The organism is Haladaptatus salinisoli (genome assembly GCF_020614375.1).
Lineage (GTDB): Archaea > Halobacteriota > Halobacteria > Halobacteriales > Haladaptataceae > Haladaptatus > Haladaptatus salinisoli.
In genome coordinates this window covers 1,018,503-1,044,360 of record NZ_CP085327.1, presented here as the reverse complement: position 1 = coordinate 1,044,360, position 25,858 = coordinate 1,018,503, and the positions used below count along the sequence as shown (strand labels likewise).

Genomic DNA, 25,858 nt, shown 5'->3' with positions numbered 1-25,858 from the left:
CGTGTCGCCTGTATGCGAGGTGTGGGGGTAGTCGTCGTCGTTCTGCTCGTTTGCGTCGCACCGGCGGTCTGCGTGACCGATAGCGCGGCCGGCGAGCGCGGAAACGTCGGTCCGCCGCCCGACCCGGACTCGGACGTGCTCGGTTGGGAGAACGGCTACTGGCACAACGAGAGCATCGCCGTCGACCAGAGCGACGGGCTGACGGACGCCGAACTCCGGGCGTACGTGGGTCGGGCGATGGCGCGCGTGGAGTTCATCCGCGAGGAGGAGTTCGCCCGGAACGTGACGGTCGAATCGCTCCCGCGCGAACGATTCAGCCGAATCGTTCGGAGCCAGTTGCGAGCGCAGTCCACGCCCGCACAGCGGGCGTGGGAGAACCAGATATGGGAAGCGATGTTCGTCACCGACGAACCGACCGACGCCGTCCGCGAACGGACGCGGCTCTCGCAGGAGCGCATCGCCGGATTCTACCTACCGGGCGAGGACGAGATATTCGTCATCTCCGACGGTGAACTCGTGGTGGATAACGCGACGCTGATTCACGAACTCACGCACGCGCTCCAGGACCAGCGGGGCGACCTGAACACCTCGCAGTTCGAAGCCCAGACGATGGACGGACAGCGAGGCCTCCAAGGGCTGACCGAGGGCGAAGCGTCGTACGTCGAAAAACGGTACGTGCAGCGCTGCGGTGCGGAGTGGGAGTGCGTCGAGACGCCCGGCCCGGAACCGCGGCGGACGCCCTACGGCGGCGGCCCGCTCCCCCCCTACAACCTCGCCATGCAGGTGGCGACGATTCAACCGTACTCCGACGGCCCCGCGTACGTCGCCTCGATCGTCGAATCGGACGGCTGGGACGCGGTCGAGCGAGAGTACGGGAATCCGCCGAAGTCGTCCGAGCAGGTCATCGACCCGGAGACGCGAAACGCCCCGCCCGCGTCGCTCCGGCTCGACGGACGAGCGAGAAACGGGTGGCGACTCTACGGCGAAAAGGGAGAAAACGGGTCGGAGACGGTCGGGGAAGCCGGAATATACGCGATGTTCTGGTATCAGGGCCGGGTCTACGACAACCCGGTCATCCGGTGGCGGGAGTTCGAAGACCCCGAGGCCGGCGAGTTCGACGTTTTCAACTACACCAGCGAACCCTCGGACGGGTGGGCGAACGACCGACTCTGGCCCTACCACAAGGGCGACGAGCGAGGCTACGTCTGGCGGACGAAGTGGGATTCGTCGGCGGACGCGACCGAGTTCGCGCGGGCGTACCGCGACCTCCTCCGCGGTCAGAACGCGACGCGCGTCGCCCCCGGAACGTGGGTCATCGAAGGCGGCGGGTTCGCCGACGCCTTCCGAATCGTCCGCGACGGGCGAACCGTGACGATAGTGAACGGACCGACGATCGCCGATCTGGGTGAGATCCGACCCAGTTCCGGGGCCGACGCTCGTCGGTCTTCGTCGTTGCGCGAAAATCGATGATTACGCCGTGACTCCGTCGATGGAGACGTTCGACGGGAGCGCCTGCGTCTCGTCGGCGGCGGCCAGCAGGTCGTGGTAGCGGTTACGGATGGTGACCGTGCTCACGCCGCTGATATCGCTCACCGCGTCCTGCGTCAAATCCTCGCCTTCGAGCAGCGCGGCGGCGTACAGCGCGGCGGCGGCGAGGCCGATGGGCGACTTCCCGCTGGTGACGCCCAGCTCCTGTGCGGTCGCGAGCAGTTCGTGCGCGCGGCGCTTCGTCTCCGCGCCGAGTTCGACTTCGCTCTCGAACCGGTTGAGGTACTGCGCGGGGTCGGCGGGTTTCACTTCGAGGCCGAGTTCGCGCACGATGTAGCGGTAGGTGCGCTTGAACTCCATCTCGTCGATGCGGCTGACGCTCGCCACCTCGTCCAGACTTCGGGGGACGCCGGTCTGGCGGGCGGCCGCGTAGAGCGAGGCGGTCGCCACGCCCTCGATGGAGCGTCCCGGCAGCAGGTCCTCTTTCAATGCCCGGCGGTAGATGACGCTGGCGGTCTCGCGGACGTTCTTGGGGAGGCCGAGGGCCGAGGCCATCCGCTCGATCTCGCCCAGCGCCTGCTTGAGATTGCGCTCCTTGCTGTTGCGCGTGCGGAAGCGTTCGTCCCACGTGCGGAGTCGCTGCATCTTCTCGCGCTGGCGCGACCCCAGCGAGTTCCCGTAGGCGTCCCTGTCCTGCCAGCCGATGCTGCTCGACAACCCCTTGTCGTGCATCATCTTCGTCGTCGGCGCGCCGACCCGCGATTTCGAGTCGCGTTCGGCCGCGTCGAAGGCGCGCCACTCCGGCCCGCGGTCGATGGCGTCCGCTTCGACGACGAGACCGCACTTCGCGCAGGTCGTCTCGGCGTGTTCGTCGTCGGCGACGAGGCGACCGCCGCACTCGGGACAGACGTCTCGTTCGGCGCTCTCTCGCTCTCGTTCTCGTTCGGTGTTCGATACTGTTCGGTCTCTCTGGTGAACTGTCGTACTCGTCATGATGAGGATGAAAACCGGCTCTCAGAAGTGAGATACCGTCGGCTGGGAGTCGGCTTACTAACCTATAGTTAGGTCCGGAAGTACTTAAATGCTTCGCGGGAGGCGTGCCACCGTTCGTCGGAGCGTAATGACGCTCCCTCGTCACGACTGGAAACCTCGGTTGAATCCCGAACGTGTCTGCTCACATTAAACTCTGCATAAGAATATACGGCCGGTTCTTCCAACCCGCCAGCGATGATGCGACAGACGCGACGAGCGTTCCTCGCCGCGACCGGCGCGGCCGGACTCGCGGGGTGCTCGTCGCTTTCTATGGAGGCGGCGAAGAGCGACGATGCCGGAAAGGTGAGCGGCTCCGGAGCGCCGAGCGTGGCGGTCGCCGACGATTTCGAGTCCCTCGGCCACTGGCAGGCGGTCGAACGACGGGGGTCGCTCTCGAAATCGACCGACGCCTACGAGGGGTCGCGGTGCGCCCGCGTGACCGGAAGCGAGGAGACGAAGGAGGGGCACATCGTCAAGTCGCTCTCGAGCGCCGACCTCCGCGGGACGAACTTCTCGATGGCGGTCAAGTTCACCTCCCACGAACGGGCGAAGGTCGCCGTCGAACTCCTCGCGCCCGACGACGAGCGAAAGGTGGTCCTCAAGCGAACCGTGCTCGGCCCGAGGAACCGGTGGATGCGCGTCAACTTCGGCGTCACCGGCCGGACGGCCGGGGCGGACCTCTCGCGCGTACGGAAACTCCGCGTCGTCGGGCGGCCGCTCGACCCGAACGCCGAGACGCCCGTGGAGTTCCTCGTTGACGACCTCCGGACGGTCGCTGGCGCGGACGGAGGTTACGTGACGTTCACCTTCGACGACAGCTACGCCAGCCACTACCGCGCGTTCGAACTGATGGAGCGGTACGGATTCGCGGGCGTCGAGGGCGTCATCCCCGGGAGCGTCGGGGACGACGATCGGCTGACCGAAGACCAACTGTCGGCGATGGCGGAGGGCGGGTGGGATATCTCGGCCCATCCCAACGTCGGCGCGCGCTTCCTCCCGGAGTACTCCGCGGACGAACAGAGAGCCCTCCTCAAGGAGGCACGGGGCTACCTCGAATCGCGGGGGTTCGACGACGGGGCGCGCCACCTGCTCGTCCCAAAGAACCTCGTCGGCTCGGAGACGTTCGACCTCGCCCGGCGGTACTACGACACCGTCTTCAGCTTCGGCGGCTGTCCGAACGGGATGCCGTTCGTGCGCGAGGACGCCATCGTCTCGCGGGTGTACGGCAAGGACGTGGCGGTGGTGAAGGAGTTCGTGGACTACGCCGCCGAGTACGGCCAGTACGTCGTTCCCCTGTTCCACGAGGTCGGGACGGGAGGCGATATCGGGGAAGGCGAGTTCGAGGAGCTGTTGCGGTACGTGAAAGAACGGGACGTGAAGGTCGTCACCGCCTCGGACTTTCTGGAACTGTGATTCGGGCGGCTTCGTCGCGTCTCTCCGTGCGGTTCGAACCCTCGACCGGACGAACAGTTTAAACGACCGTTCTCCGAAGTGGAAACTCCGATGAATCTCTCCGACGAGTGGAGCGCGGACACCGTCCGCGCGAACGGGGTCGACCTACGGTACTACCGAATCGGCGACGGGCCGCTGATAGTGATGGCCCACGGATTCTACGACGGCGGCCGGCGGTGGGTGCCGCTCGCCGAGGACCTCGCCGACGACTACGACGTGGTTGCCTACGACGCCCGCGGACACGGTCGCTCGGACGCCCCGGCGACGGGCTACGACGTCGAAAACCGGGTCGCCGACCTCGCCGGCGTGGTGCGCGGGTTGGAACTCGAGAATCCGGTGTTGTTCGGGCACTCGATGGGCGGCGCGACCGCGGCCTGGACGGCCGCCGAACGCCCCGGCCTCCCTCGCGCGCTGGTGCTCGAGGACCCCACGGGGATGCACGAGACGCCCGACCTCGCGCCCGACGAACTGGCGGCCATCGTCCGCGAGCGGCTCGAAGGGGTGGACGGAAAATCGGTGGAGGAAGTGGTCGCGGAACACTACGAGGAGCGGGATCCGGAGCAGGCCCGACGCCTCGCGACCGCATCCCTGGAGTGCAGTCCCCGAGTGGCCGAAATCGCGCGCGAGGGCTACCCCTCCCCGATCGTCGACGTCTTCCCCGGAATCCCCTGTCCGACGCTCGTGCTGCGCTCCGACGGCGACGTCGAGCGGCGGGTTCGAGACCTGGACGCCGCCGACCTGCTGCCCGACGGACGGTTGGTGCACGTCCGCGACGCCGGCCACTACGTGCTGGAGGACGAGTACGACGACGCCTACGCCGAGGTACGAACGTTCCTCCGGCGGGTGTAGCCCGGCTCGCGTTCGCCCGAATCGCTACTCCGCCTCGTCGCTGCGGTCGACCACGGTCGGGTCGGCGTCGAGCTGTTTCATCATCCCGTACACGTCGAAGTTCGCCCATCGCTCGGCTATCTTCCCGTCTTCGAGTCGCACGACGCCGATTCCCATGATGTCGATGCGGTTCCCGGTCGGCGGGACGCCGAGGAACTCGCCCTCCTGGGTTCCGCGCACCCGACCCCAGAAGGCGACGTAATCGTCCTCGGCGACGATTCCCTCGACGTCGTACCGGAGGTCGGGGAACGCGGCGCGGTAGCCGCGGATGAACTCCTTGAACTCGTCGACGTGCTCCGCGCCGGAGAACGTCGGGTCGTGGTACACCTGCTCGGGCGTCAGTAACTCGTCCATGGCGTCGACGTTCCCCTCCCCCCACACCTCGTCGGCGTACCGACGAACGACCGCTTTGTTCCGCTCTTCCCGCGTGGACATGGTGACACCTACGCCGCGCGGCGGATTCACCTTTGCGCCCCTATCCCGGCCGCTCCGTCGCGTCCCGGCCGACCGCCGGTAGCGTCGGCCGCCATCGGTGCACCTTAACGCCTCGACCTCCTACGACCTCCTATGACGAAACGAGCGACGCTCGCAGGCGGATGTTTCTGGTGTCTCGAACCCGCGTTCGAGGAGTTAGAGGGCGTAGAATCGGTCACGTCGGGGTACGCGGGCGGGTCGGTCGAGTACCCGAGTTACGAGGAGGTCTGCTCCGGCGGGACGGGCCACGCGGAGGTCGTGCAGGTGACCTACGACCCCGAGCGGGTCGGCTACGACGAACTGCTACAGGTGTTCTTCACCATCCACGACCCGACGACGCTGAACCGACAGGGGCCGGACGTGGGGTCGCAGTACCGCTCCGCCGTGTTCTACCACGACGACGAGCAGAAGGAGACCGCCGAGCGGTTCATCGACGAACTCGAAGCGGCGGAGGCGTTCGACGGCCCCATCGTGACGGAGGTGGAACCGCTGGAGGCGTTCTACGAGGCCGAGGAGTACCACCAGAACTACTTCGAGAAGAACCCGAACGACGCCTACTGCACGGTGAACGCCCAACCGAAGATTCGGAAGGTGCGCGAGAAGTTCGCCAAGAAAATTCGAGAATAACGAGACGGCGGTGGAGCGATTATGAGCCGTCTTCCCTCAGCCGTTTTTCCGTCGAAGCGGTCGCGGTCCGGTCCGTTTCGGAACCGCGCCGAATCCGGGACGAACCGTACCCGAGTAGGTACAACGCGCCGGCACCGACCAGCGCGTAGGGCGTCCGCGAGTACAGAAAGAGCACGCGCCCCGGCGAGAGGGGCGCGCCGGCGAGCGCGTCTCGAACCAGATAGGCCGTCATATCGGCGAGGAGGGGCGACGCTCCGAGGACGAGGCTCGCCGCGAGCGAGCGGCGGCGGTAGCCCGCACCGACCACCAGCGCGCCCGCGACGAGGGTCAGTCGAGGGCGGTCGGCGAGCGCCGCGCCCGCCGCCGAGTTCGATCGTTCCATTCCTCCACAGAGGCGACCGCCGGTTAAATCGACGTCGACGGGGTCGAGCGTCATCAATCGTTTTACCGACCGCCGTGTTCAGTACCGGTACCGATGCCAGTCCGTCCCGCGTACGTGAAGAAAGTGGGGAACATCCTGCTGGAGCGCTACCCCGAAGCGTTCACCGACGACTTCGACCAGAATAAAGAGAGCGTCGAGAAGTTGACGAACGTCACGTCGAAGGACGTTCGCAACCGAATCGCCGGATACATCACGAGAAAACGGGGGCAAGGGGAGGAAGAGCGCTACCTGTGACGGCTCGGCGAGCGCCCGTTATATAAAACTATTGTTACTTCCGGATAGATTCAGGCGTCTGGAGCGCGTAGTCGCGAGTATGGAACTGTACGCCGCGATGCGGAGCGGACTCCTCGTCGCCGACGAGACGGGGACGAAGGGGGTACGACTGGACGATCACGACCTGGAGTGCGTCGCCGCGACGGCGGACCGCGTCTTCTGCGGGACGTTCGACGCCGGCCTCTTCCGGAGCGAGGACGGGGGCGAGACGTTCCACCCGGTCGGCGAGGAGACGATTCGGGAGTCGGTGATGTCGCTCGCCGTCGATCCGGACGACCCGGAGACGGCGTGGGTCGGGACGGAGCCGAGCGCGGTCTACCGGAGCACCGACGGCGGCGATTCGTGGGAGCGACGCGAGGGGCTGACCGACCTGCCCTCCGAGCCCCAGTGGTCGTTCCCGCCGCGCCCGCACACCCACCACGTCCGGTGGGTCGAACCCGACCCTCACGACCCGGAACACCTCTACGTCGGCATCGAGGCCGGCGCGCTCGTGCAGACGCACGACGCGGGCGAGACGTGGGAGGACCGGGTTTCGAGCGCCCGTCGGGACAACCACTCGCTGACGACCCACCCCGACGCGGCGGACCGCGTCTGGTCCGCCGCGGGCGACGGCTACGCCGAGTCCGACGACGGCGGCGAGACGTGGGAGTACCCGCAGGACGGCCTCGACCACCGCTACTGCTGGAGCGTCGCCCTCGCGCCGGACGACCCGGACACCGTCCTCCTCTCGAGCGCCAGCGGCCCTCGAACCGCGCACAACGCTAGCGCCGCCGAATCGTACGTCTACCGCAAACGGGACGGCGAACCGTGGGAACGACTCGACGGACTGCCGACCGGCGAGGGCGTCACGCGGACGGTGTTCGAATCCGGAACCGCCGGGGGCGAGCTGTACGCCGTCAACAACCGCGGACTCTACCGCACCGAGGACGCGGGAACGACGTGGGACGAACTCGACGCGGAGTGGCCCGCGGAGTTCGAACGAGAGACGGCGCGCGGGTTGGCGGTGCTCCCGTAGGCCGGGTGCGTCGGTCGAACGGGACGCCGGCGATTTACTGCGCCGCGACCCGCCGGTCGAGGAAGTCGTCGAGGAGTTCGAACGAGCGAATCTTCTGATCGATGTCGGTGCTCCCGTGGCCCTCCGCGCCGAGCTCCTCGTACTCGTAGTCAGCGCCTTCCTCGAACCCGACGTCGTCAAGCGCGTCGCGGAACAGCCTAGCCTGCGAGACGGGCACCCGGCGGTCGTTGACGCCGTGCACCATCAGGAGGGGCTTGTCCAAATTCTCGGCGTACTCGACGGGACTGCGCTCCCGGTAGAGGTCGTGGTTCTCCTCGGGGTCGCCCAAGTACTTCTCCATGAGTCCGGTCCGGAAGTGGGGCATCGTGTTCTCGTACATGTCGTGGAGGTCGGTGACGCCGACCCACGCGATGCCCGCCGCGTACAGCTCCGGATACCGAACCATCTGCCAGTAGGCGCTGTAACCGCCGTAGGAACCGCCGTAGACGACGATTCGCTCCTCGTCTATCCGCTCCCGCTCGCGGAGCCAGCGGACGCCCTCGGCGATGTCGTCCTGTTCCGCGCCGCCCCAGTCGCCGACGAGGCTGTTCTTGAACTCGCGCCCCCGGCCGAGCGAACCGCGGTAGTTGATTTCGAGGACGCTGTACCCTCGGTTCGTCAGGAACTGCGCGCGCTGGTCGAACCGCCGGAGGTCGTGCGACGCCGGGCCGCCGTGGACCTTCACGACCGCCGGAGAGGGTCGCTCGCCCGAGTCGTACAGCAGGCCGCCGATTTCGAGCCCGTCGTGCGATTCGAAGGTGACGTACTCCGCGTCCGCGAACGAGTCCGGGTCGACGTCGCCGTACTCCGGTTCGATGAGCGTCCGCGTCTCGCCGGACCCGACGTCGTGGACGAGCAGCGCGGGTCGCTGCGTCGGCGTCGTCTGCTCCACGAGCACCCGTCCGTCGCCGAGCAGGGCGGCGTCGCCGTACCGGGGGAACGACGCGACGCCGACGGGGAGGTCGAGTTCGGTCGCGTTCCCCTCGACATCGTAGACGAGGGGGACGACAGCGGCGCGGCGCGTCAGGAGCGCGAGGAAGCCGCGTTCGTCCGGAAGGAAGGCGACGGGATTTTCGACGCGCTCGCCCGCTCCGAACCACTCTATCTCGTCGGTTTCGAGGTCGTAGACGCCGCAGCGCGTCTTGTCTTCGGTGTCGTCCGAGACGAGCAGTTCGGTTCCGTCGGCCGACCAGTCGGCGAAGCGCGATTCGCTTCCGTCGACGCCGATTTCGAGGTTTCGAGGGTTCGACCCGTCGGCGTCGGCCACGTACACGTCGCTGTTTTTCAAGTCGTCCGACTCGTTGGTTCCGTACGCGATTCGGTCGCCGTCGGGGCTGAACGACGCGAAGTGAACCCCCAACTCGTACTCGGTGAGTCGGTCGCTCGTCCCCGTCTCGCGGTCGTAGCGGTAGAGGTTCATCTGCCCGCCCGCGCTGCTGCCGTAGAGGAGTCGGTCGCCGTGGACGTCGAAGAGGATGCACTGACCCGAATCCTCGACGACGGGCGAGGCGTTCCCGTCGAGGTCGAGTTCCCAGACGTCGTTCTGTTCGTCGCCCGCGTCGTCGTTGTGGAAGTAGATGCGCTCGCCGTCGGGCGCCCACATGAAGGGCCAGCGGGCGTTTCGGGGCACCTCCCCGTCGCTCACCCGCCGCATCTCGCCCGTCGCCACGTCGACGACGTGGAGTTCGTTGCGACCGGTCCCGTCGTAGTAGACCGCGACTCGCTCGCCGTCGGGCGAGGCGGCGGGGTGGTGAAACTCGGGGAGACTGGCGAGGTCTTCGAGGGAGAATTCCTCTGTCATCGACTCAAGGTGAAATATATCAACTAATAAGTGTTTCCCGAACGACGCTTCTGTAATCTCGGAATCACGTTCGTCGGCCTCGATCGGTTCGTCGCCGACCCGCCGCGTCCACTCGCTCGGCCGCCCGCGCGTTTATGGAAACCGACGCCGTGAGTGCGCGCATGCGACACCGAGACGCAGCGGCCGTCTGCGCCGCGGTCTGCCTCGCGGTTCTCGGCGCGCTCGCGATACCGTACCTCGTGACGAACCCCGAGAGCGTCGCCGTCTACTACCGCGCGCCGCTCGCCGGGGTGCGGTTCGCGGGCGTGCTCACGCTTCTCGTCCTCCTCGCGCTCGTCCTCGGCTACGCCGGACGCGTCGACCGGACGGTACTCGCGGCCGTCATCGTCGTCCTCGGCGGCTACGCGTTTCTCATCACCGTCTGGTGGGCGGTCACCCTGTCGCCGCACGTCGCGATGGAGCTCTCGACCGCCGACGAGTTCGCGTACCACCGGTGGCTCCTCGTCGGTCTGACGCTGCTCGTTCCGCTCGCCGGCCTCTGGTACGCGCGGTCGGTTCGGCGCGCGACCCGAACGCGAGCGGTCGAGGCGTAGACGAGGGAACCCGGTCGTGCCTTGGTCGACCCCGAGCGGCGCTCGGGCCGACACCCATTTGCGACCGGCGAACCTCTTGGACGACGATGGTGCCGGCTACCGACGGCGACCCGTCCGGCGGTATCGACGTGGTCGAGAGCGACGCGGAGCGCGTCGAGAGCAGCGAACACGAGTTCGCCATGCGGGCGACAGCGACCGTCGACGGCCCCGAGGGACGACTGACCGTCCGTCGGCAGTACGACGCGCTCCCCTACCACAACGACGTGGTCTACCCGGACGACCCCGACTCGAACGACGAGCGCGTCGAGCGCCCCGACGAAATCCACGTCCACACCAAGTTCTACGCGGCCTCCGACGACCCCGACGAAGCCGACGAGGCCGACTACTTCGCGGACGTCCACGAGACGTGGACGCCCGAGGATGCGGCGGTTCTGGGCGACGAGGACGAGTTGGCGAGGCGCTGTACGGAGCATCACCTGGCCGACCCCGCCGCCCTCTACCGGGACGCGATGGGACGGCGGTAACGGTCGCCCGAGCGAAATCCGAACCGGGCGACCGCGGACGACGAACCGCCCCGTAATTTCCCTCGACGCTCGTGCCAGACGCTACGCGATATACGGCTTTGCTCGTGGCGTGCTAACACAGAACCGGGGAAGAACGATGGGCACGAAAGACCTTCTAACCGACGAGGTGCGGGTCCTCGAAGACGGATTTCGGGGGGAACTGCTGCGACCCGGCGACTCCGGATACGAGGGGGCGCGCCGGATATGGAACGGGATGCGGGACGCGCGTCCGGCGGTCATCGCCGTCTGCTCCGGCGTCGCCGACGTGAAAGCCGCCGTGAACTTCGCCCGCGAGCGCGACGTTCCGGTCGCGGTTCGCGGCGGCGGGCACAACGTCGCCGGAACCGCGACGTGCGACGGGGGCGTCGTCATCGACCTCTCGGGGATGCGGAGCGTCCTCGTCGATCCGGAGGAGCGCCGGGTCAGGGCGCAAGGCGGCGCGACGTGGGGCGACGTGGACTGGGAGACGCAAGCCTTCGGTCTCGTCGTTCCGGGCGGCGTCGTCTCCGAGACGGGCATCGCCGGCCTCACCCTCGGCGGAGGATACGGCTGGACGCGGCGCAAGTGGGGGCTCACCTGCGACGCCCTCGTCGCGGCGGACGTGGTGACCGGCGAGGGGGAGTTCGTCAGGGCGAGCGAGGAGGAAAACGAGGACCTGCTCTGGGCGCTCCGAGGCGGGGGCGGCGGGGTCGGCGTGGTCACCGCCTTCGAGTACGAGTGCCACCCGCTCGGCCCGGAGGTGTTCTTCATCGGCGCGCTCTACCCCCTCGACGACGGGGAGGAGGTGTTCCGAAAGTGGGACGAGTTCATGGCCGACGCGCCCGACGAGATAACCGCGGACGTGTCCGTCTGGAGCGTTCCGGAGCACCCGATGTTCCCCGAGGAACTCCACGGGACGCCCTTCGTCGGCGTGCTCGGGATGTACGTCGGGTCGGTCGAGGAGGGGGCCGAAGCGATGCGACCGCTCCGCGAGTTCGGGACGCCGCTGCTCGACCTGAGCGGTCCGACGACTTACCTGCAGGTGCAGTCGATGCTCGACCCGATGTTCCCGGACGGCGACCGCTACTACTGGAAATCGCACTACCTCGGCGACTTCGGCGACGAGGAGATCGGGACGATACTCGACTTCTGCCGCGACCGACCGTCGCCGCGGTCGGTCGTCCCGATTCGGTCGCTCGGCGGGGCGATAGCCCGCGTCGGGGCCGACGAAACCGCCTTCGGCGACCGGGACGCGTCGGTGCTGCTCAGCATCGACGGGACGTGGGAGGACCCGGCGGACGACGAGGCGAACGTCGAGTGGGTACAGGAGTTCTGGGACGCCACGGAACGGTACTCGACGGGCGCGACCTACGTCAACTTCTCGATGCTCGAGGAGGATGAAGCGATCCGCTCCTCGTTCGCCGCGAACGAGGAGCGGTTGACGATGGTGAAGCGGCTGTACGACCCCGACGGCGTGTTCGGGCGATCGTCCCCCGTCAGCGCGGCGGACTGACTCGGTCGGGGCGGTCGGCTCGATAGATGCGACCGGGCCGGTCTGGACGACCGTCGAGCGCCAGCAGGAGGCGCTCTAAGTCGGCGTCCGGGCCGTCGGTCCGGAGCAGTTCGACGGCCCGCCTGCCGCCGTCGACTCGCCGCCGGAGCTCCGCGTATCGAAACCGGAGTTCCCGCTCGGCCTCGGCGACGGCGATTCGACCGTCTCGAATCGCCTCCCGCGATTCGTGGAGCGTCGCAACGGATTCGCGAATCGTGTCGAGAGCCATGCGACGACCCACGCGAGCCACGCGATTAGAGTTGCCGGCTCGCGGCCGGGAACGTTTTGCTCCTCGGCGTCGTCCACGCTCCGATGCCCGAGTACGAAAACGACGTTCTGGTTTCGGCGGACTGGGTGGAAGAGCACATCGAGGAGTTCGAGAGCGACGACCCGGAGTACCGTCTCGTGGAGGTGAACAGTCCCGAATCGCCCGACGAGGATTTCCCGTCGCGCTACGACCAAGGGCACGTTCCGGGGGCCATCGGCCTGCAGTGGGACGAAGACCTCTCGGACGAGACGGAGCGCGACATCCTCAAGAAGGAGGACTTCGAGCGGGTCGTCGGCGACCACGGCATCGGCGAGGATTCGACCGTCGTCTTCTACGGGGACGGCTGGATTCCGAACTGGTTCGCGCTGTTCGCCTACTGGGAGTTCAAATACTACGGCCACGAGGACGCCCGCGTGCTGAACGGCGGGAAGGACTACTGGGTCGAGAACGACTACCCCCTGACCGACGACGTGCCCGACCACCCCTCGGTGGAGTACCGCGCCAAGGGGCCGTTCGAGGGGATTCGAGCGTACAAGGACGACGTGGATAAGGCGATGGAGTCGGGGCTCCCGCTGGTGGACGTTCGGTCGCCCGAGGAGTTCAAAGGGGAAATCATCGCGCCCGAAGGGCTGAAAGAGACCGCACAGCGCGGCGGCCACATCCCCGGCGCGAGCAACGTGCCGGTCGCGAAGGTGCTCGCCGACGACGGCCGGTTCAAGTCGGCCGACGAACTGCGCGACCTCTACGCCGAGTACGACGTGGACGGCGACGAGTCGGTCATCACCTACTGCCGGGTCGGCGAACGCTCCTCCATCGAGTGGTTCGCGCTCCACGAACTGCTCGGCTTCGAGGACGTGCGCAACTACGACGGCTCGTGGACCGAGTGGGGGAACGCCGTGCGCGCACCCATCGAACGAGGCGAGTAGCGACACTCACTTTTCCCGCCGGCGCGAACGGGCGACCATCACAGACGTACACGAACTCGTCGCCGACCTGCACGCCCACCTCGAAGCGACCGCTTCCTTGCCGGTGGCCACGAGGGAGAGCCAGTACCTCGGCGAAGCCCAAGCGGTTATCGCGGACGCGAGGGGAGCATCCGAACGGGTCGTGGAAAAGCGCGTCTCGCAGGCCGACGAACTGCTCTCGCACGTCGATGGAACCGGCGATTCGGAGGCGGACGAGCACGTCGAGCGGGCGCGCGAGTTGACGACCGAGATTCTGTCGGAACTGGACTGAGGAAGACGTTCCTCAGTCGGTCACGTCGAGCGAAAATCCCCAACCGAACCCCTCGTCCATCCACGACGGTTCGAATCGGCTCTCGAACCGGTATTCGCCGACCGGAAAACAGCCTCCGCGAGTCGGGGTTTTTCGTCGCTCGCGCTCGTGACTCGGGTTCGCAGAACCGCCGAGCGCTCGGCGGTGATTTCGGCGTGCGCGACCTCGATTTCGAACTCGGCACCGTAGGAATCCGGCACGGAATCGACTTCCCTCAGGGAGACCGTCCGTTCGTACTCGTCCGCCGGAACCGGTTCGGACGAGAACGCCCGACCGAGACAACCGGAGGAACTTCCGACGAGCGCGCCGACGCCCGCGAGCAGGATTCGGCGCGTCGGGTTGGAGGACATGGACGACTCTCACTCGTCAGGTGTGAAATGCTTTCCGTGCGAGCGAACCGACTCCGTCCTGACCCCGTCCCGACCGATTCGACAGCAAGGTCTGTCGCTTCGGGAGCCTTTAACCCCCGCGTCACCCTTACCCAGAGTCATGAGCGACACTGGCGAGAAAGCCGAAGGGTTGCGAAGCCGCGAAGTCACCGAGGGGCCGGAACGCGCCCCGCACCGGGCGATGTTCCGGGCGATGGGGTTCGACGACGACGACCTCTCCTCCCCGATGGTCGGGGTCGCCAACCCCGCCGCCGACGTCACGCCCTGTAACGTCCACCTCGACGACGTGGCCGAATCGGCCGTCGAGGGGGTCGACGCCGCGGGCGGGATGCCCGTCGAGTTCGGCACCATCACCATCTCGGACGCCATCTCGATGGGTACCGAGGGGATGAAAGCCAGCCTCATCTCCCGCGAGGTCATCGCCGACAGCGTCGAACTCGTCGCGTTCGGCGAGCGCGTGGACGCCCTCGTCACGGTCGCGGGGTGCGACAAGAACCTCCCGGGGATGATGATGGCGGCCATCCGCACCGACCTGCCGACCGTCTTCCTGTACGGAGGGTCGATTCTGCCGGGCGAGCACGACGGACGGGAGGTAACGGTGCAGAACGTCTTCGAGGGCGTCGGTGCGGTGGCCCACGGCGACATGACCGAGGAGGAGTTGGACGAACTCGAACGCCACGCCTGCCCCGGCGCGGGGTCCTGCGGCGGGATGTTCACCGCGAACACGATGGCCTCCATCAGCGAAGCCCTCGGCCTCGCGCCCCTCGGTTCCGCGAGTCCACCCGCCGAGTCCGAGGAGCGGTACGAAGTCGCGGAGCGGGCGGGCGAACTCGTCCTCGACGCGATCGAGAACGACCGCAAACCCTCCGACATCCTCTCCCGGGAGTCGTTCGAGAACGCCATCGCGGTGCAGGTGGCGATGGGCGGGTCGACCAACGCCGTCCTCCACCTGCTCGCGCTCGCGGCGGAGGCCGACGTCGACCTCGCCATCGAGGACTTCGACGAGATTTCGCGCCGGACGCCCAAGATAGCCAACCTCCAACCCGGCGGGACGAGGGTGATGAAGGACCTCCACGACGAGGGCGGCGTGCCGGTCGTCCTCCGCCGCCTGCTCGACGCCGGACTCGTCCACGGCGACGCGATGACGGTGACGGGCCGCACGCTCGCGGACGAACTCGACGAACTCGGCGTCACCGGCGAGGCGGACGCCGATTTCATCCGGCCCGTGGACGACCCCTTCAGCGACGAGGGCGCGATAAAGATTCTGACGGGGAACCTCGCCCCGGACGGGGCGGTGTTGAAGGTCACGAAGGACGACAAATTCCACCACTCCGGCCCGGCGCGCGTCTTCGAGAACGAGGAGGACGCGATGAAGTACGTGCAGGAAGGCGACATCGAATCGGGGGACGTGCTCGTCATCCGTAACGAGGGTCCCCGCGGCGGCCCCGGCATGCGCGAGATGCTCGGCGTCACCGCGGCGGTGGTCGGACAGGGCCACGAGGACGACGTGGCGCTCGTCACCGACGGGCGCTTCTCGGGCGCGACCCGCGGGCCGATGGTCGGACACGTCGCGCCCGAGGCGCGCGACGGCGGCCCCATCGCGACGCTGGAGGACGGCGACGAGGTGACGGTGGACATCGAGAACCGGGAACTCTCGGTCGCGCTCCCGGACGAGGAACTCGCCTCGCGCTTGGACGACTGGGAACCCGACGAACCGCAGTACTCCGCGGGCGTGCTCGCCAAGTACGGGTCCGCGTTCGGGTCGGCCGCGAACGGCGCGGTGACGAATCCCGGCGCGAAGCGGGAGTGACCGTTTTCGTCGGCTGGCGGGCTCGCCGGGTGCGCGCCCGAGACGACGCCGGCGAAATCCGATTCGCCATTTATATGCGGACGAGGACGACGGCCGGTGCGAGGAGACCGACGACCGACGGGGCCGACGACCGTCGACGACTCGAATCGTCCTTCGTGACTGGACGGACGGGACGAAATCGGCCGCCCGCCCCCGTAAAATACGACACAACGTAAATACATAAAATTGGAAACGGAAGCAAAAATACTGTAGAATATGGGTTCTTCTCACGAAAAACCGAAACAGTTTTTGAATAGTTTTTAAACACAGTGTTAGTGTATGTCGTATAGCGCACAGCGACTGTGGCGGCGATATCGGTCGGTGCCGATCATCTATCGCATTGCAGTCGCGTTCGTCCTCGGCTCTCTCGTCGGAATCGTCGTCGGAAAACCGGCAACGTCCCTCCAACCGCTCGGCGACCTGTTCGTCAGGCTCCTCAAGATGGTCATCGTTCCGATCGTCGTCTTCACCCTCATCATGGCCGCCCGGAACCTCTCGCCGAAGAACCTGGGGAAGATCGGCGCCGAGGTCGTCGCGTTGTACCTCCTCACGACGATGGTCGCTATCGCCATCGGACTCGGAATCAGCAACCTCATCGACCCCGGCGTCGGCATCGAACTGGCGAAGAACGCGAACGTCAACGCTGAAAAAGCCCCGCCGCTCGGCGACGTTCTCCTCGGAATCGTCCCCGAGAATCCCGTCCACGCGATGGCGGAGGGGAAGATGCTCGGCGTCATCTTCTTCTCGCTCGTCTTCGGTATCGGACTGACCGTCGTACAGGACGAGGCCGAACCGGGATCGAAACTCGCCGACGGCGTCTCGGCCATCTTCGACGCCGTCGAGGTGGGCGCGGAAGTGATGTTCAAGGTCGTCTGGGGCGTGATGGAGTACGGCGTCATCGGCGTGTTCGCCCTGATGGCCGCCCTGTTCGGCCAGACCGGCATCGGGGCCATCGTCTCGCTCTTGAAGCTCTGTGCGTCGCTAGCCATCGCCATCGGCATCCACATCTCCGTCGTCTACCTGCTCATCATCATGGTCGGACTGGTGAGGAAATCGCCCGTCGACTTCCTGCGCGGCGGGAAGGACGCCATGATGACCGCGCTGAGCATCCGTTCGTCCAGCGGGACGCTCCCGGTTACGATGTCGAACGCGGACGAGAACCTCGGCGTCGACGAGGGGGTCTACAGCTTCTCGCTCCCGCTCGGCGCGACGATCAACATGGACGGAACCGCGATGTACCTCGGCATCGCCGCCATCTTCACCGCCAACGTGGTCGGTAAGTCGCTCACGCTCGCCGAGCAGTTGAGCGTCCTCCTCACGGCCCTGCTCGCCAGCGTCGGGACGGCGGGCGTGCCCGGCGCGAGCCTCATCATGATGTCCGTCGTGTTCACGCAGATCGGTCTGCCGCTCTCGGCCATCGCCATGGTCGCCGGCGTCGACCCCCTGCTCGACCGGCTACGCACCATGAACAACGTCACGGGCGACCTCGCGGTGACGACGCTCGTGGCGAAGTGGAACGACGCTATCGACTTCACCACCGGCGTGTGGGTCGACGCCCCGGCAGATGCCGGCGGCGTGGCGAGCACCCCGACGACCGACGACTGACCCCCTTTCCGATTCGATACTCATGACATCCGAACCAACCAGCGACGCGATGCGGAGCCGCGAAATTGTGGAACGCGCCCGCGCCGTGATTCCGGGCGGCGCGCAGACCGGTCTCCGGGCGCAGGCCTACGACACCGGCGACGTCGCCTTCGAGAGCGCCGACGGGGCGACCCTCACGACCGTCGACGGCGACGAGTACACCGATTACCACCTCGGATTCGGGCCGATCATCCTCGGCCACGCCCACGACGCCGTCGACGAGGCGGTCCGAAGAGCCATCGACGGCGGCGTTCTGTACGGCGCGGGGACGACACCGCTCGAAGTCGAGGTGGCCGAGCGACTGGTCGACCTCCTGCCGAGCGTCGAGCGGGTCAACTTCTGCAACAGCGGGAGCGAAGCGACCTACCACGCGATCCGCCTCGCTCGCGCGCACACCGGCAACGAGAAGATACTGAAATTCGAGGGCTGCTATCACGGCTGGCACGACTACGTCGACGTGAGCGTCTACCCGCCCGAGGAACGCCTCGGCGAGCGGTATCCGGAATCGGACGGCATGCTCTCGGCGGCCGTCGAGAACACCCTCGTCGCCCCGTTCAACGATCCCGAAGCGGTCGCCGAGACGGTTCGAGAACACGGCGACGACCTCGCGGGCGTCATCCTCGAACCGATCCCGCACTCGGTCGGGTGTCTCCTCCCGGAGGAGGAGTTCCTCGAAACCCTGCGCGAGGCGACCCGCGACGCCGACGTGCCGCTCATCTTCGACGAGGTCATCACCGGCTTTCGTCACTCGACCCGCGGCGCGCAGGGGGAGTTCGGCGTCACGCCCGACCTGACCTGCGTGGCGAAAGCGCTCGGCAACGGCTACCCGGTCGCGGCGGTGGGCGGTCGGGAAGACCTGCTCTCGCAGGCGGGCGGGGACAACGAAACCGGCGTCGTCATCAGCGGGACGTACTCGGGCAACCTTCCGGGGTTGGCCGCGGCGCGCGAGACCGTCGACACCCTCGTGGACGCGAACGTGCAAGACCGCGTTACCGACCTCGGCGAGGCGTATCGCGCCGGACTCGGGGACCTGCTCTCCGACCGCGGTATCGAGGGGCGGGTCGTCGGCCACCGGAGCATCTTCAGCGTGCAGTTCGGCGTCACCGGCCAGCCGCGGAGCTACGAGGACGTGCTCGGACTGGACGAAGCGAAGTTCCGCGAGTTCGCGGCCGGAATGCGAGAGCGCGGGCACTTCTTCACGCCGAACCCTTACAAGCGACACCACCTCTCGTTCGCGCACGGCGAGGAACACGCGGAATCGTATCTGGACGACGCGGTCGCCGTATTGGGGTCCCTTTAACCGGGTTCAGCAGGCTTAACCGCTCCCGTCCGTTACGGGACTTCGAATGAGTTCTGCGATACGGATTCGGAATCTGGAGAAGGAGTACGGGGAGGTGCGAGCGCTCGACGGCGTCTCGCTCGACGTTCCGCGAGGGTCGTTTTTCGGACTGCTCGGTCCGAACGGCGCGGGGAAGACGACGTTCATCAACATCCTCGTCGGCCTCGTGAGGAAGTCCGGCGGGACGGCGGAGGTGTTCGGCGCGGACGTGGAGGACGACTACCGCGAGGCGAGAAACCGCATCGGTCTCGCGCCGCAGGAGTTCAACGTCGACCGATTCTTCCCCGTTCGGGAGGTGCTGGAGCACAAGGCGGGCTACCACGGCATTCCGAAGGAGGAGGCGAGAGAGCGGGCCGACGAGGTGTTGAAGCAGGTCGGCATCTACGACAAGCGCGACACGCGCTTCGACTGGCTCTCCGGCGGGATGAAGCGCCGGTTCATGCTGGCGCGGGCGCTCATCACCGACCCCGACCTGCTCATCCTCGACGAACCGACCGCGGGCGTGGACGTCCAACTCCGCCACGACCTCTGGGAACTCATCACCGACCTGAACGAGGGCGGGACGACCATCCTGCTCACGACCCACTACATCGAGGAAGCGGAGCGCCTCTGCGACGAGGTCGCCATCCTCGATTCGGGGGAGATAGTCGAGGTGGCGAGTCCGGAGGAGTTGATGGGTCGCGGGCCGGACAACATCACGGTCACGCTGCGGAATCCGCCCGAGTCCGCCCCGCACCTCTCGACCGGCCGCGACCGAATCGAGGACGTGGAACTGTCGGGCGACGACCTCGTAATCACGGCGCGGGAGGGCGGCCTCCTCGCGCCGGAACTCGTGCGCGAACTCGACCGGAAGGGCTTCGAGATAGTGAACTTCGACATCTCGCGCACCTCGCTCGAAGAGGTGTTCGTGGCGATGACGCGCGAGGACGACGGTGAAGAACGGGTGTCCGCGGTCGCGAACGGGGGGCGGACGTGACCGATCTCACCGGCTTCGTCACGCTCACCCGCCGCGAGATACTGCGATTTCTTCGCAGGCCGCGGAACACGTTCGTCCCGCCGCTCGTGACGAACGTGCTGTACTTCTCGGTGTTCGGAGTCGTTCTTGGTAGCCGCGTGGGGAAGATGAAGTTCGACGGCGTAACCGTCGATTACATCGTCTTCATCCTCCCCGGTCTGGTCGTCCTCGGGGCCATCTCGAACGCCTTCGAGAACTCCTCGTTTTCCATCTTCCACGGGCGCTGGAACCGCTACATCGAGGAGGCGCTCACGTCGCCGATGTCGTACTCGCGGATGGTCGTGGCCTACATCGTCGCTGGCGCGACGCGCGGCCTGCTCGTCGGCATCCTCATCGCCGTCGTCGGCGCGTTCTTCACGCCGGTCGGCGTCGCCCGACCGTTCTACCTCGTAGCGTTCGCGCTGGTCATCACGCTCCTCTTTTCGAGCGTCGGCGTGGTCGGCGGTCTCTGGGCCGACGACTGGGACAACCTGACGATGATGAACCAGTTCCTCGTCCGCCCGCTCGTCTTCTTCGGCGGCGTCTTCTACACGCTGGACAGCCTGGATTCGGAAATCTTCCGCAATCTCACCCTGCTCAATCCGATGGTCTACATGGTGAACGGCATCCGGTACGGATTCCTCGGCGTCTCCGAGGTGAACCCCAACGTCTCGCTCGCGGTGCTGTCGGGGCTGACGCTAGCGTTCATGCTCCTCGACACCTACCTCTTCCGACGCGGCTACGGACTGATGGACTGACCGATAGGAGTTCGGCGTACCGCGAACCCCCTCCGATCTTTTCATAGCTGTCTCACTGAAGACGAATTCCCTTGTTCGCTCGCCGGGAGTCGTCCGTATCGATGAACGCGATAACGGGTGCGGCGGCGCTCGGTTGCTTGCTCGGCAGTATCGCGGTCGGCGTCTGCGTTCACGAGACGTTACACGCCGGATTTCTCCGGGCGATAGGCGTTTCGTGTCGGATGGAGTACCTTCCGAATCGCACGACCGGCGTCGATCCGCTCGGCGGCGCGGTGGCTCGCGTGACGCTCTCGGAGATTCCCGAGAAGACGTCGGTACGGGGGATTCGACTGGCGGCGTTGAGTCCGGTTCTCATGCTGACCCCGTTCTCGCTCGTGGCGCTCGGCGCGGTTCCCGACCCGACGACGCTCGGGAGCGCGTCGCTGCAACTGGCGACCGTCGGGTGGTTCGCGACCGCGATTCCGAGTCCGCAGGATTTCGCGATGTTCTGGCGGGCCGACGATCTGCGCGGATACACCGACGCCCGTCGGGGCGAGTGGTTCGAGGTAGCGTGAGCGAGTTCGCGTCCGGTCGGGACGCGTACCACCTCTCGCGGTTCGGCGAACAACTGGACGCCATCGGCAGCACGACGCCGGTGGACGAGGTCGAACCGGCGAACCGGCGGGTGGTTCTCGCGCAGTTCTGCTTCCTCTTTTTGGCCGCGCTCGGCGCGTTCACGGCCCTCTCCGGCGCGTTTGCTCCGTAATCGAGAAAAGTGATCCGCTCCGGTCGCCCGAATTACAACCGCCCGAGAACGGCCTCGGTGACCTCTTCGGTTCCCGCGTCGCCGCCGAGGTCGGGCGTCCGCGGGCCGTCCTCCAGCACCCCTTCCGTCGCCCCGCGAACCGCCCGCCCCTCGTCGTCGTAGCCGAGGTACTCCAGCAGCATCGCGGCGGAGAACAGGGTCGCACAGGGGTTCGCCACCCCCTCGCCCGCGATGTCCGGGGCGGTGCCGTGGACGGGTTCGAACAGGGCGCGCTCCGGGCCGACGTTCGCGGAGGGGAGGAGTCCCAGACCGCCGACGAGGCCGGCGGCGAGGTCGGAGAGCACGTCGCCGGCGAGGTTCGGGCAGACGACCACGTCGTACTCTTCTGGGTGCAGGCAGAGGTGGGTCGCCAGCGCGTCCATCAGGGCCTCGTCGTGGGTCACGCCGCGCTCGTCGGCCACGCGGGCCACCGTGTCGCGGAACAGCCCGTCCGTCTCGCGCATCACGTTCGCCTTGTGGGCGACGGTGAACCCGTCTTCGTCGCGCTCGGCGACGTACTCGCAGGCGAACTCGGCGAGTCGCTCGGTGGCGGATTCGGTGACGACGCGGGTCAAGGTCGAAACGTCGTCGCTGAGCCGCGACTCGTGGCCCGCGTAGACGCCCTCCGTGTTCTCGCGGAGGAAGACGAGGTCGGTCTCCGGCCGGAGCGCGTCGGTGCCGGGGTAGGCTCGCGCGGGCCGGACGTTGACGAACGAGTCAACCGCCCGGCGGAGCGGGAGGATGACCTCCGCCGCCGTCTCGCCCGCCGCGCCGAACAGGGCGGCGTCCGCGCCGGCGACGACGTCGCGCGTCTCGTCCGGGAGCGCGTCGCCGGTCTCGGCTTTCACCGCGTCGCCGGCGTCGGCCGTGACGAACTCGAACTCCGGCCCCGCGGCCTCGAGGACGCGGCGGGCGGCGGGGACCACCTCTCGTCCGATTCCGTCGCCGGGGACGACCGCGATTCGCTCGGTCATGTGTCGACGTAGGGGAGGCTCCGGGCCGTCTCCTCGATGGCCCGTTCGTTCGATTTCATGAGGGCGGTCGTGTCCCAGATGCCCTCCACCAGCGCCTTCCGCTGGGCGTCGTCCACGTTCGCCTCGATCTCGCGGTCGCCGTAGCGCACCGCCTCGTCCGCCACGTCCACCTCGATTTCGTCGTCCGGGTTCGATTCGACGTGGTTCTGGAGGTCGGCGATTTCCTCGCTCTCCGCGGTGACGGTCGGAATCCCGAGCGCGAGGCAGTTGCCCGCGAATATCTCGGCGAAGCTCTCGCCGACGACGGCGTCGATGCCCCAGCGCGCGAGCGCCTGCGGCGCGTGTTCGCGCGAGGAGCCGCAGCCGAAGTTGGCGTTGACGACCAGCACGGACGCCCCCCGGTGGTCGTCGTCGTTGAAGGGGTGTTCTTTCTGCTCGTCGTCCTCGTCGAATCGCTGGTCGAAGAACGCGAACTGGCCCAGTCCGTCGAAGGTGACGACCTTCATGAACCGGGCCGGGATTATCTGGTCGGTGTCGATGTCGTTGCCCCGAACCGCGATGCCGGTTCCGGACGCGCGTTCGACCCGCTTCACGCCGTCTTCGCTCATGCCGTCGCCACCTCCGACAGTTCGCGCACGTCGGTCACCTCGCCGCGAACCGCGGCGGCGGCGACCATCTCGGGACTCATCAGGACGGTTCGGCCCTCCGGACTGCCCTGTCGCCCGACGAAGTTGCGGTTCGAGGAGGACGCGCAGGCTTCGTCGCCCGCCAACTGGTCGGCGTTCATGCCGAGGCACATCGAACAGCCCGCGTCGCGCCAGTCGAAGCCCGCCTCGCGGAAGACCTCGTCCAGCCCCTCCCGCTCCGCGGCGGCTTTCACGCGCTGGCTCCCGGGGACGACCATCGCCCGCACGTCGTCGTGGACGTCGCGCCCCCGGACGACGTTCGCGGCTTTACGGAGGTCGGGGAGGCGAGCGTTCGTGCAGGAGCCGAGGAACGCCACGTCGACGTCGTACCCCTCCATCGTCTCGCCGGGTTCGACGCGCATGTGCTCCTGCGCTCGGCGGGCCGTCTCCCGCTTCTCCTCGGGCAGGTCGTCCGGCTCCGGAATCGGCTCCGTGACGCCGACGCCCTGCCCGGGCGTCGTGCCCCACGTCACCATCGGTTCGAGCGCCGAGCCGTCTATCTCCACCACGTCGTCGTAGGCGGCGTCCTCGTCCGACCGCACGGACTCCCAGTAGGGTTTCAGGCGTTCGAACTCCTCGGGGTCGTCGCGGAAGGCGTCGGTGTCGCGCAGGTACTCGAAGGTCGTCTCGTCGGGGTTGACGTAGCCCGCGCGAGCGCCGCCCTCGATGGACATGTTGCAGATGCTCATCCGCCCCTCCATGTCGAGATTTTCGACGGCCTCGCCCGCGTACTCGTAGACGTAGCCGACGCCGCCGTCGGTTCCCAGTCGGCGGATGATTTCGAGGACGACGTCCTTCGCGGTCACGCCCTCCCCAAGATCGCCCGTCACGCGAATCTGGCGCACGTCCTGTTTCTCCATCGCCACGGTGCCGGTCGCCAGCACGTCCCGGATCTGGCTCGTGCCGATGCCGAACGCCAGCGCGCCGAACGCGCCGTGCGTGGCGGTGTGGCTGTCGCCGCAGACGACGGTCGTTCCGGGTTGCGTGAGACCCTGCTCCGGGCCGATGACGTGGACGATGCCCTGGTCGCCCGTCTCGGGTTTCGAGAACTCGATGCCCGACTCGCGGACGTTCGTCTCCAGTTCGGCCATCATCTTCTCCGCCGAGTCGTCGTCGTAGGGCCGCGACTGGTCGGCGGTCGGGACGATGTGGTCGACCGTCGCGTGGGTGCGGTCGGGGTAGGCGACCTCCATGTCGCGCTCCCGGAGCATGCCGAACGCCTGCGGGCTCGTCACCTCGTGGACGAGGTGCAGACCGACGAACAACTGGGTCTGTCCGGTCGGCAGGTCGGCGACCTTGTGGTTCTCCCACACCTTGTCGTACAGCGTTCCCTCGCTCATCGCTGCTCTACCCGTTCCTCCGTCTCCGCCCGCTTTTCGTAGCCGCGTTCGAACACGCCGTCCGCGTCGCCCGCGCCCTCCGGCGGGGTGTGTTCCACGTCGGCCATGGTTTCGCCGTCTTCCTCGACGTCCGCGTCGTCGTCCGCCGTCTCCCGTCGGTCGCCGGACTCGGCTACCTTTCCGCCGTCCGCGGCGACCGGGCCGCGGTCGAACACGCGCGTCATCGCGCCCTCGTCGGCGTAGGGGTGGGTGTGGCTGATGTCCCGCATCGACCGTCCGCCGTCCGATTGCTCAGTCATCGGCGGGCACCTCCGCTTTCTCCTCCGACGACTCGGACGCCTCGGCCCACGCGAACAGGTCTCGGAGCTTCTCGCCCACTTCCTCGATGTCGTGGCTCTTCTCGGCCTGACGGCGCTGGCGGTAGCCCGGGCGTCCGGCCTGATTCTCCAGAATCCACTCGCGGGCGAAGTCGCCGTTCTGCACCGCTTCGAGCACCCGCTCCATGTTCTCGCGGGCGTGGTCGTCCACGACGACCTCGCCGCGGGTGAGACCGCCGTACTCGGCGGTGTCGGAGACCGAGTCCCACATCTCGCCGAGGCCGCCCTCGTACATCAGGTCGACGATGAGCTTCATCTCGTTCAGACACTCGAAGTAAGCCATCTCCGGGGAGTAGCCCGCGTCCACGAGCGTCTCGTAGCCCGCCTTGATGAGTTCGGTGATGCCGCCGCAGAGCACGGCCTGCTCGCCGAACAGGTCGGTCTCGGTCTCCTCGCGGAAGGTGGTCTCCACCACGCCCGCCCGGGTGCAGCCGATGGCTTTCGCGTAGGCCAGCGCCTCGGCTTTCGCCTCGCCGCTGGCGTCCCGGTAGACGGCGAGCAGCCCCGGCGTTCCTTCGTCGGCCTCGTAGTTCCGGCGGACGAGGTGGCCGGGCGACTTGGGCGCGACCATCGTCACGTCCACGTCCTCCGGCGGCTCTATCTGCCCGTAGTGGATGTTGAAGCCGTGGGCGAACTGGAGGGTGTCGCCCGGTTCGAGTTCGGGTTCGACGTCGTCGTACACCGCGGGCTGGACGGTGTCCGGCACGAGCACCGAGACGATGCTCGCCTCGCTCGCCGCCTCCTTCGGCGTCGCCACGCGCAGGCCGTCGGCCTCGGCCGCGTCGCGCGAGGACGAATCCTCGCGGAGGCCGACGACCACGTCCACCCCGCTGTCCGCGAGGTTCTGGGCGTGGGCGTGGCCCTGGCTGCCGTACCCCAGTACGGCGACCGTCGTGTTCGCGAGTCGTTCCTCGTCCGCGTCGTCGTCGTAGTATATCGTCGTGTCTGGTTCGTCTGTCATGG

Annotated in this window: 29 protein-coding genes; 18 read left to right on the top strand and 11 right to left on the bottom strand. The window is 67.4% G+C overall.

The genetic code is table 11. The features are described from left to right. Positions 1-12: 12 nt before the first annotated feature. On the top strand, positions 13-1,470 hold the full coding sequence (locus LIX00_RS05740) for an Hvo_1808 family surface protein (protein ID WP_227355246.1): 1,458 nt from the start codon (positions 13-15) through the stop codon (positions 1,468-1,470). Here LIX00_RS05740 and LIX00_RS05735 read toward each other — a convergent pair whose 3' ends face one another. Then, complete coding sequence (locus LIX00_RS05735; RefSeq protein WP_227355245.1) at positions 1,471-2,481, bottom strand: transcription initiation factor IIB; 1,011 nt, start codon at positions 2,479-2,481, stop codon at positions 1,471-1,473. A gap of 234 nt (positions 2,482-2,715) precedes the next feature. On the opposite strand from LIX00_RS05735, the gene LIX00_RS05730 reads away from it, so the two are divergent. Continuing rightward, a complete protein-coding gene (locus LIX00_RS05730) occupies positions 2,716-3,933 on the top strand; it encodes a polysaccharide deacetylase family protein (RefSeq protein WP_227355244.1) in 1,218 nt (405 codons plus the stop codon). A gap of 90 nt (positions 3,934-4,023) precedes the next feature. Then, entirely contained in the window at positions 4,024-4,821 is a 798-nt protein-coding gene (locus LIX00_RS05725) for an alpha/beta fold hydrolase (protein ID WP_227355243.1), read from the top strand. Positions 4,822-4,845: 24 nt separating this feature from the next. Here the strand turns inward: LIX00_RS05725 and LIX00_RS05720 are convergent, their stop codons facing one another. Beyond that, positions 4,846-5,295, bottom strand: a complete 450-nt coding sequence (locus tag LIX00_RS05720) for an ester cyclase (protein ID WP_227355242.1) — start codon at positions 5,293-5,295, stop codon at positions 4,846-4,848. 132 nt (positions 5,296-5,427) lie between these two features. Between LIX00_RS05720 and msrA the strand changes: the two genes are divergently transcribed. Then, on the top strand, positions 5,428-5,961 hold the full coding sequence (gene msrA, locus LIX00_RS05715; RefSeq protein ID WP_227355241.1) for a peptide-methionine (S)-S-oxide reductase MsrA: 534 nt from the start codon (positions 5,428-5,430) through the stop codon (positions 5,959-5,961). Positions 5,962-5,980: 19 nt separating this feature from the next. Here the strand turns inward: msrA and LIX00_RS05710 are convergent, their stop codons facing one another. Beyond that, positions 5,981-6,397 (bottom strand): hypothetical protein, encoded by a 417-nt coding sequence (locus LIX00_RS05710; RefSeq protein ID WP_227355240.1) that lies wholly within the window; start codon positions 6,395-6,397, stop codon positions 5,981-5,983. Between the two features lie 39 nt (positions 6,398-6,436). Between LIX00_RS05710 and LIX00_RS05705 the strand changes: the two genes are divergently transcribed. Then, positions 6,437-6,637, top strand: coding sequence for a 30S ribosomal protein S17e (locus LIX00_RS05705; protein ID WP_227355239.1), 201 nt, complete (start codon positions 6,437-6,439; stop codon positions 6,635-6,637). 79 nt (positions 6,638-6,716) lie between these two features. Beyond that, entirely contained in the window at positions 6,717-7,691 is a 975-nt protein-coding gene (locus tag LIX00_RS05700; RefSeq protein ID WP_227355238.1) for a WD40/YVTN/BNR-like repeat-containing protein, read from the top strand. 34 nt (positions 7,692-7,725) lie between these two features. On the opposite strand, the gene LIX00_RS05695 is transcribed toward LIX00_RS05700, so the two are convergent. Continuing rightward, positions 7,726-9,531, bottom strand: a complete 1,806-nt coding sequence (locus tag LIX00_RS05695; protein ID WP_227355237.1) for a S9 family peptidase — start codon at positions 9,529-9,531, stop codon at positions 7,726-7,728. A 161-nt stretch (positions 9,532-9,692) separates the two neighbouring features. Between LIX00_RS05695 and LIX00_RS05690 the strand changes: the two genes are divergently transcribed. The 3 genes from LIX00_RS05690 to LIX00_RS05680 all read left to right on the top strand — a co-directional run bounded on the left by LIX00_RS05690 (position 9,693) and on the right by LIX00_RS05680 (position 12,179). After that, the gene (locus LIX00_RS05690) at positions 9,693-10,124 is read left to right on the top strand and encodes a DUF7548 family protein (RefSeq protein ID WP_227355236.1); all 432 of its coding nucleotides are present in this window, start codon (positions 9,693-9,695) and stop codon (positions 10,122-10,124) included. Between the two features lie 86 nt (positions 10,125-10,210). After that, positions 10,211-10,648 (top strand): hypothetical protein, encoded by a 438-nt coding sequence (locus LIX00_RS05685; protein WP_227355235.1) that lies wholly within the window; start codon positions 10,211-10,213, stop codon positions 10,646-10,648. A gap of 136 nt (positions 10,649-10,784) precedes the next feature. Further along, entirely contained in the window at positions 10,785-12,179 is a 1,395-nt protein-coding gene (locus LIX00_RS05680; protein WP_227355234.1) for an FAD-binding oxidoreductase, read from the top strand. Here the strand turns inward: LIX00_RS05680 and LIX00_RS05675 are convergent. Beyond that, positions 12,163-12,447, bottom strand: coding sequence for a hypothetical protein (locus LIX00_RS05675; RefSeq protein WP_227355233.1), 285 nt, complete (start codon positions 12,445-12,447; stop codon positions 12,163-12,165). The genes LIX00_RS05680 and LIX00_RS05675 overlap by 17 nt on opposite strands. A gap of 83 nt (positions 12,448-12,530) precedes the next feature. Between LIX00_RS05675 and LIX00_RS05670 the strand changes: the two genes are divergently transcribed. Together LIX00_RS05670 and LIX00_RS05665 are read left to right on the top strand one after the other, a co-directional pair. Beyond that, positions 12,531-13,412, top strand: a complete 882-nt coding sequence (locus LIX00_RS05670; RefSeq protein ID WP_227355232.1) for a sulfurtransferase — start codon at positions 12,531-12,533, stop codon at positions 13,410-13,412. A gap of 37 nt (positions 13,413-13,449) precedes the next feature. After that, positions 13,450-13,722: a DUF8152 family protein gene (locus LIX00_RS05665; protein ID WP_497007342.1), complete on the top strand. Its 273-nt coding sequence runs from the start codon at positions 13,450-13,452 to the stop codon at positions 13,720-13,722. Between the two features lie 20 nt (positions 13,723-13,742). Here LIX00_RS05665 and LIX00_RS05660 read toward each other — a convergent pair whose 3' ends face one another. Further along, entirely contained in the window at positions 13,743-14,111 is a 369-nt protein-coding gene (locus LIX00_RS05660; RefSeq protein ID WP_227355230.1) for a hypothetical protein, read from the bottom strand. Positions 14,112-14,250: 139 nt separating this feature from the next. Here LIX00_RS05660 and ilvD point away from each other — a divergent pair, with 139 nt between their 5' ends. The 7 genes from ilvD (at position 14,251) to LIX00_RS05625 (ending at position 21,479) form a co-directional block, all read left to right on the top strand. Further along, positions 14,251-15,960: a dihydroxy-acid dehydratase gene (gene ilvD, locus LIX00_RS05655; protein ID WP_227355229.1), complete on the top strand. Its 1,710-nt coding sequence runs from the start codon at positions 14,251-14,253 to the stop codon at positions 15,958-15,960. A gap of 318 nt (positions 15,961-16,278) precedes the next feature. Continuing rightward, a complete protein-coding gene (locus tag LIX00_RS05650) occupies positions 16,279-17,604 on the top strand; it encodes a dicarboxylate/amino acid:cation symporter (RefSeq protein ID WP_227355228.1) in 1,326 nt (441 codons plus the stop codon). Between the two features lie 22 nt (positions 17,605-17,626). After that, the gene (locus tag LIX00_RS05645; protein WP_227355227.1) at positions 17,627-18,943 is read left to right on the top strand and encodes an aspartate aminotransferase family protein; all 1,317 of its coding nucleotides are present in this window, start codon (positions 17,627-17,629) and stop codon (positions 18,941-18,943) included. 46 nt (positions 18,944-18,989) lie between these two features. Continuing rightward, complete coding sequence (locus tag LIX00_RS05640) at positions 18,990-19,958, top strand: ABC transporter ATP-binding protein (protein ID WP_227355226.1); 969 nt, start codon at positions 18,990-18,992, stop codon at positions 19,956-19,958. Then, positions 19,955-20,734 (top strand): ABC transporter permease, encoded by a 780-nt coding sequence (locus tag LIX00_RS05635; protein ID WP_227355225.1) that lies wholly within the window; start codon positions 19,955-19,957, stop codon positions 20,732-20,734. Before LIX00_RS05640 ends, LIX00_RS05635 begins: the two co-directional genes overlap by 4 nt. A gap of 101 nt (positions 20,735-20,835) precedes the next feature. Continuing rightward, complete coding sequence (locus LIX00_RS05630) at positions 20,836-21,288, top strand: hypothetical protein (protein ID WP_227355224.1); 453 nt, start codon at positions 20,836-20,838, stop codon at positions 21,286-21,288. Next, positions 21,285-21,479 (top strand): hypothetical protein, encoded by a 195-nt coding sequence (locus LIX00_RS05625; protein ID WP_227355223.1) that lies wholly within the window; start codon positions 21,285-21,287, stop codon positions 21,477-21,479. Before LIX00_RS05630 ends, LIX00_RS05625 begins: the two co-directional genes overlap by 4 nt. Positions 21,480-21,511: 32 nt before the next feature. Here the strand turns inward: LIX00_RS05625 and LIX00_RS05620 are convergent, their stop codons facing one another. Genes LIX00_RS05620 through ilvC form a run of 5 tightly spaced genes read right to left on the bottom strand, consistent with a single transcriptional unit; the run spans position 21,512 to position 25,856 of the window. Continuing rightward, positions 21,512-22,492, bottom strand: a complete 981-nt coding sequence (locus LIX00_RS05620) for an isocitrate/isopropylmalate dehydrogenase family protein (protein ID WP_227355222.1) — start codon at positions 22,490-22,492, stop codon at positions 21,512-21,514. Beyond that, the gene (leuD, locus tag LIX00_RS05615) at positions 22,489-23,100 is read right to left on the bottom strand and encodes a 3-isopropylmalate dehydratase small subunit (RefSeq protein WP_227355221.1); all 612 of its coding nucleotides are present in this window, start codon (positions 23,098-23,100) and stop codon (positions 22,489-22,491) included. The genes LIX00_RS05620 and leuD overlap by 4 nt, the downstream gene beginning before the upstream one ends. Further along, complete coding sequence (gene leuC, locus LIX00_RS05610; RefSeq protein ID WP_227355220.1) at positions 23,097-24,518, bottom strand: 3-isopropylmalate dehydratase large subunit; 1,422 nt, start codon at positions 24,516-24,518, stop codon at positions 23,097-23,099. Before leuC ends, leuD begins: the two co-directional genes overlap by 4 nt. Then, positions 24,515-24,817 carry a DUF7989 family protein gene (locus LIX00_RS05605; RefSeq protein WP_227355219.1) on the bottom strand — a complete coding sequence of 101 codons (303 nt, stop codon included), beginning with the start codon at positions 24,815-24,817 and terminating at the stop codon, positions 24,515-24,517. Before LIX00_RS05605 ends, leuC begins: the two co-directional genes overlap by 4 nt. Continuing rightward, positions 24,810-25,856, bottom strand: a complete 1,047-nt coding sequence (ilvC, locus tag LIX00_RS05600) for a ketol-acid reductoisomerase (RefSeq protein ID WP_227355218.1) — start codon at positions 25,854-25,856, stop codon at positions 24,810-24,812. The genes LIX00_RS05605 and ilvC overlap by 8 nt, the downstream gene beginning before the upstream one ends. Positions 25,857-25,858: the final 2 nt, after the last annotated feature.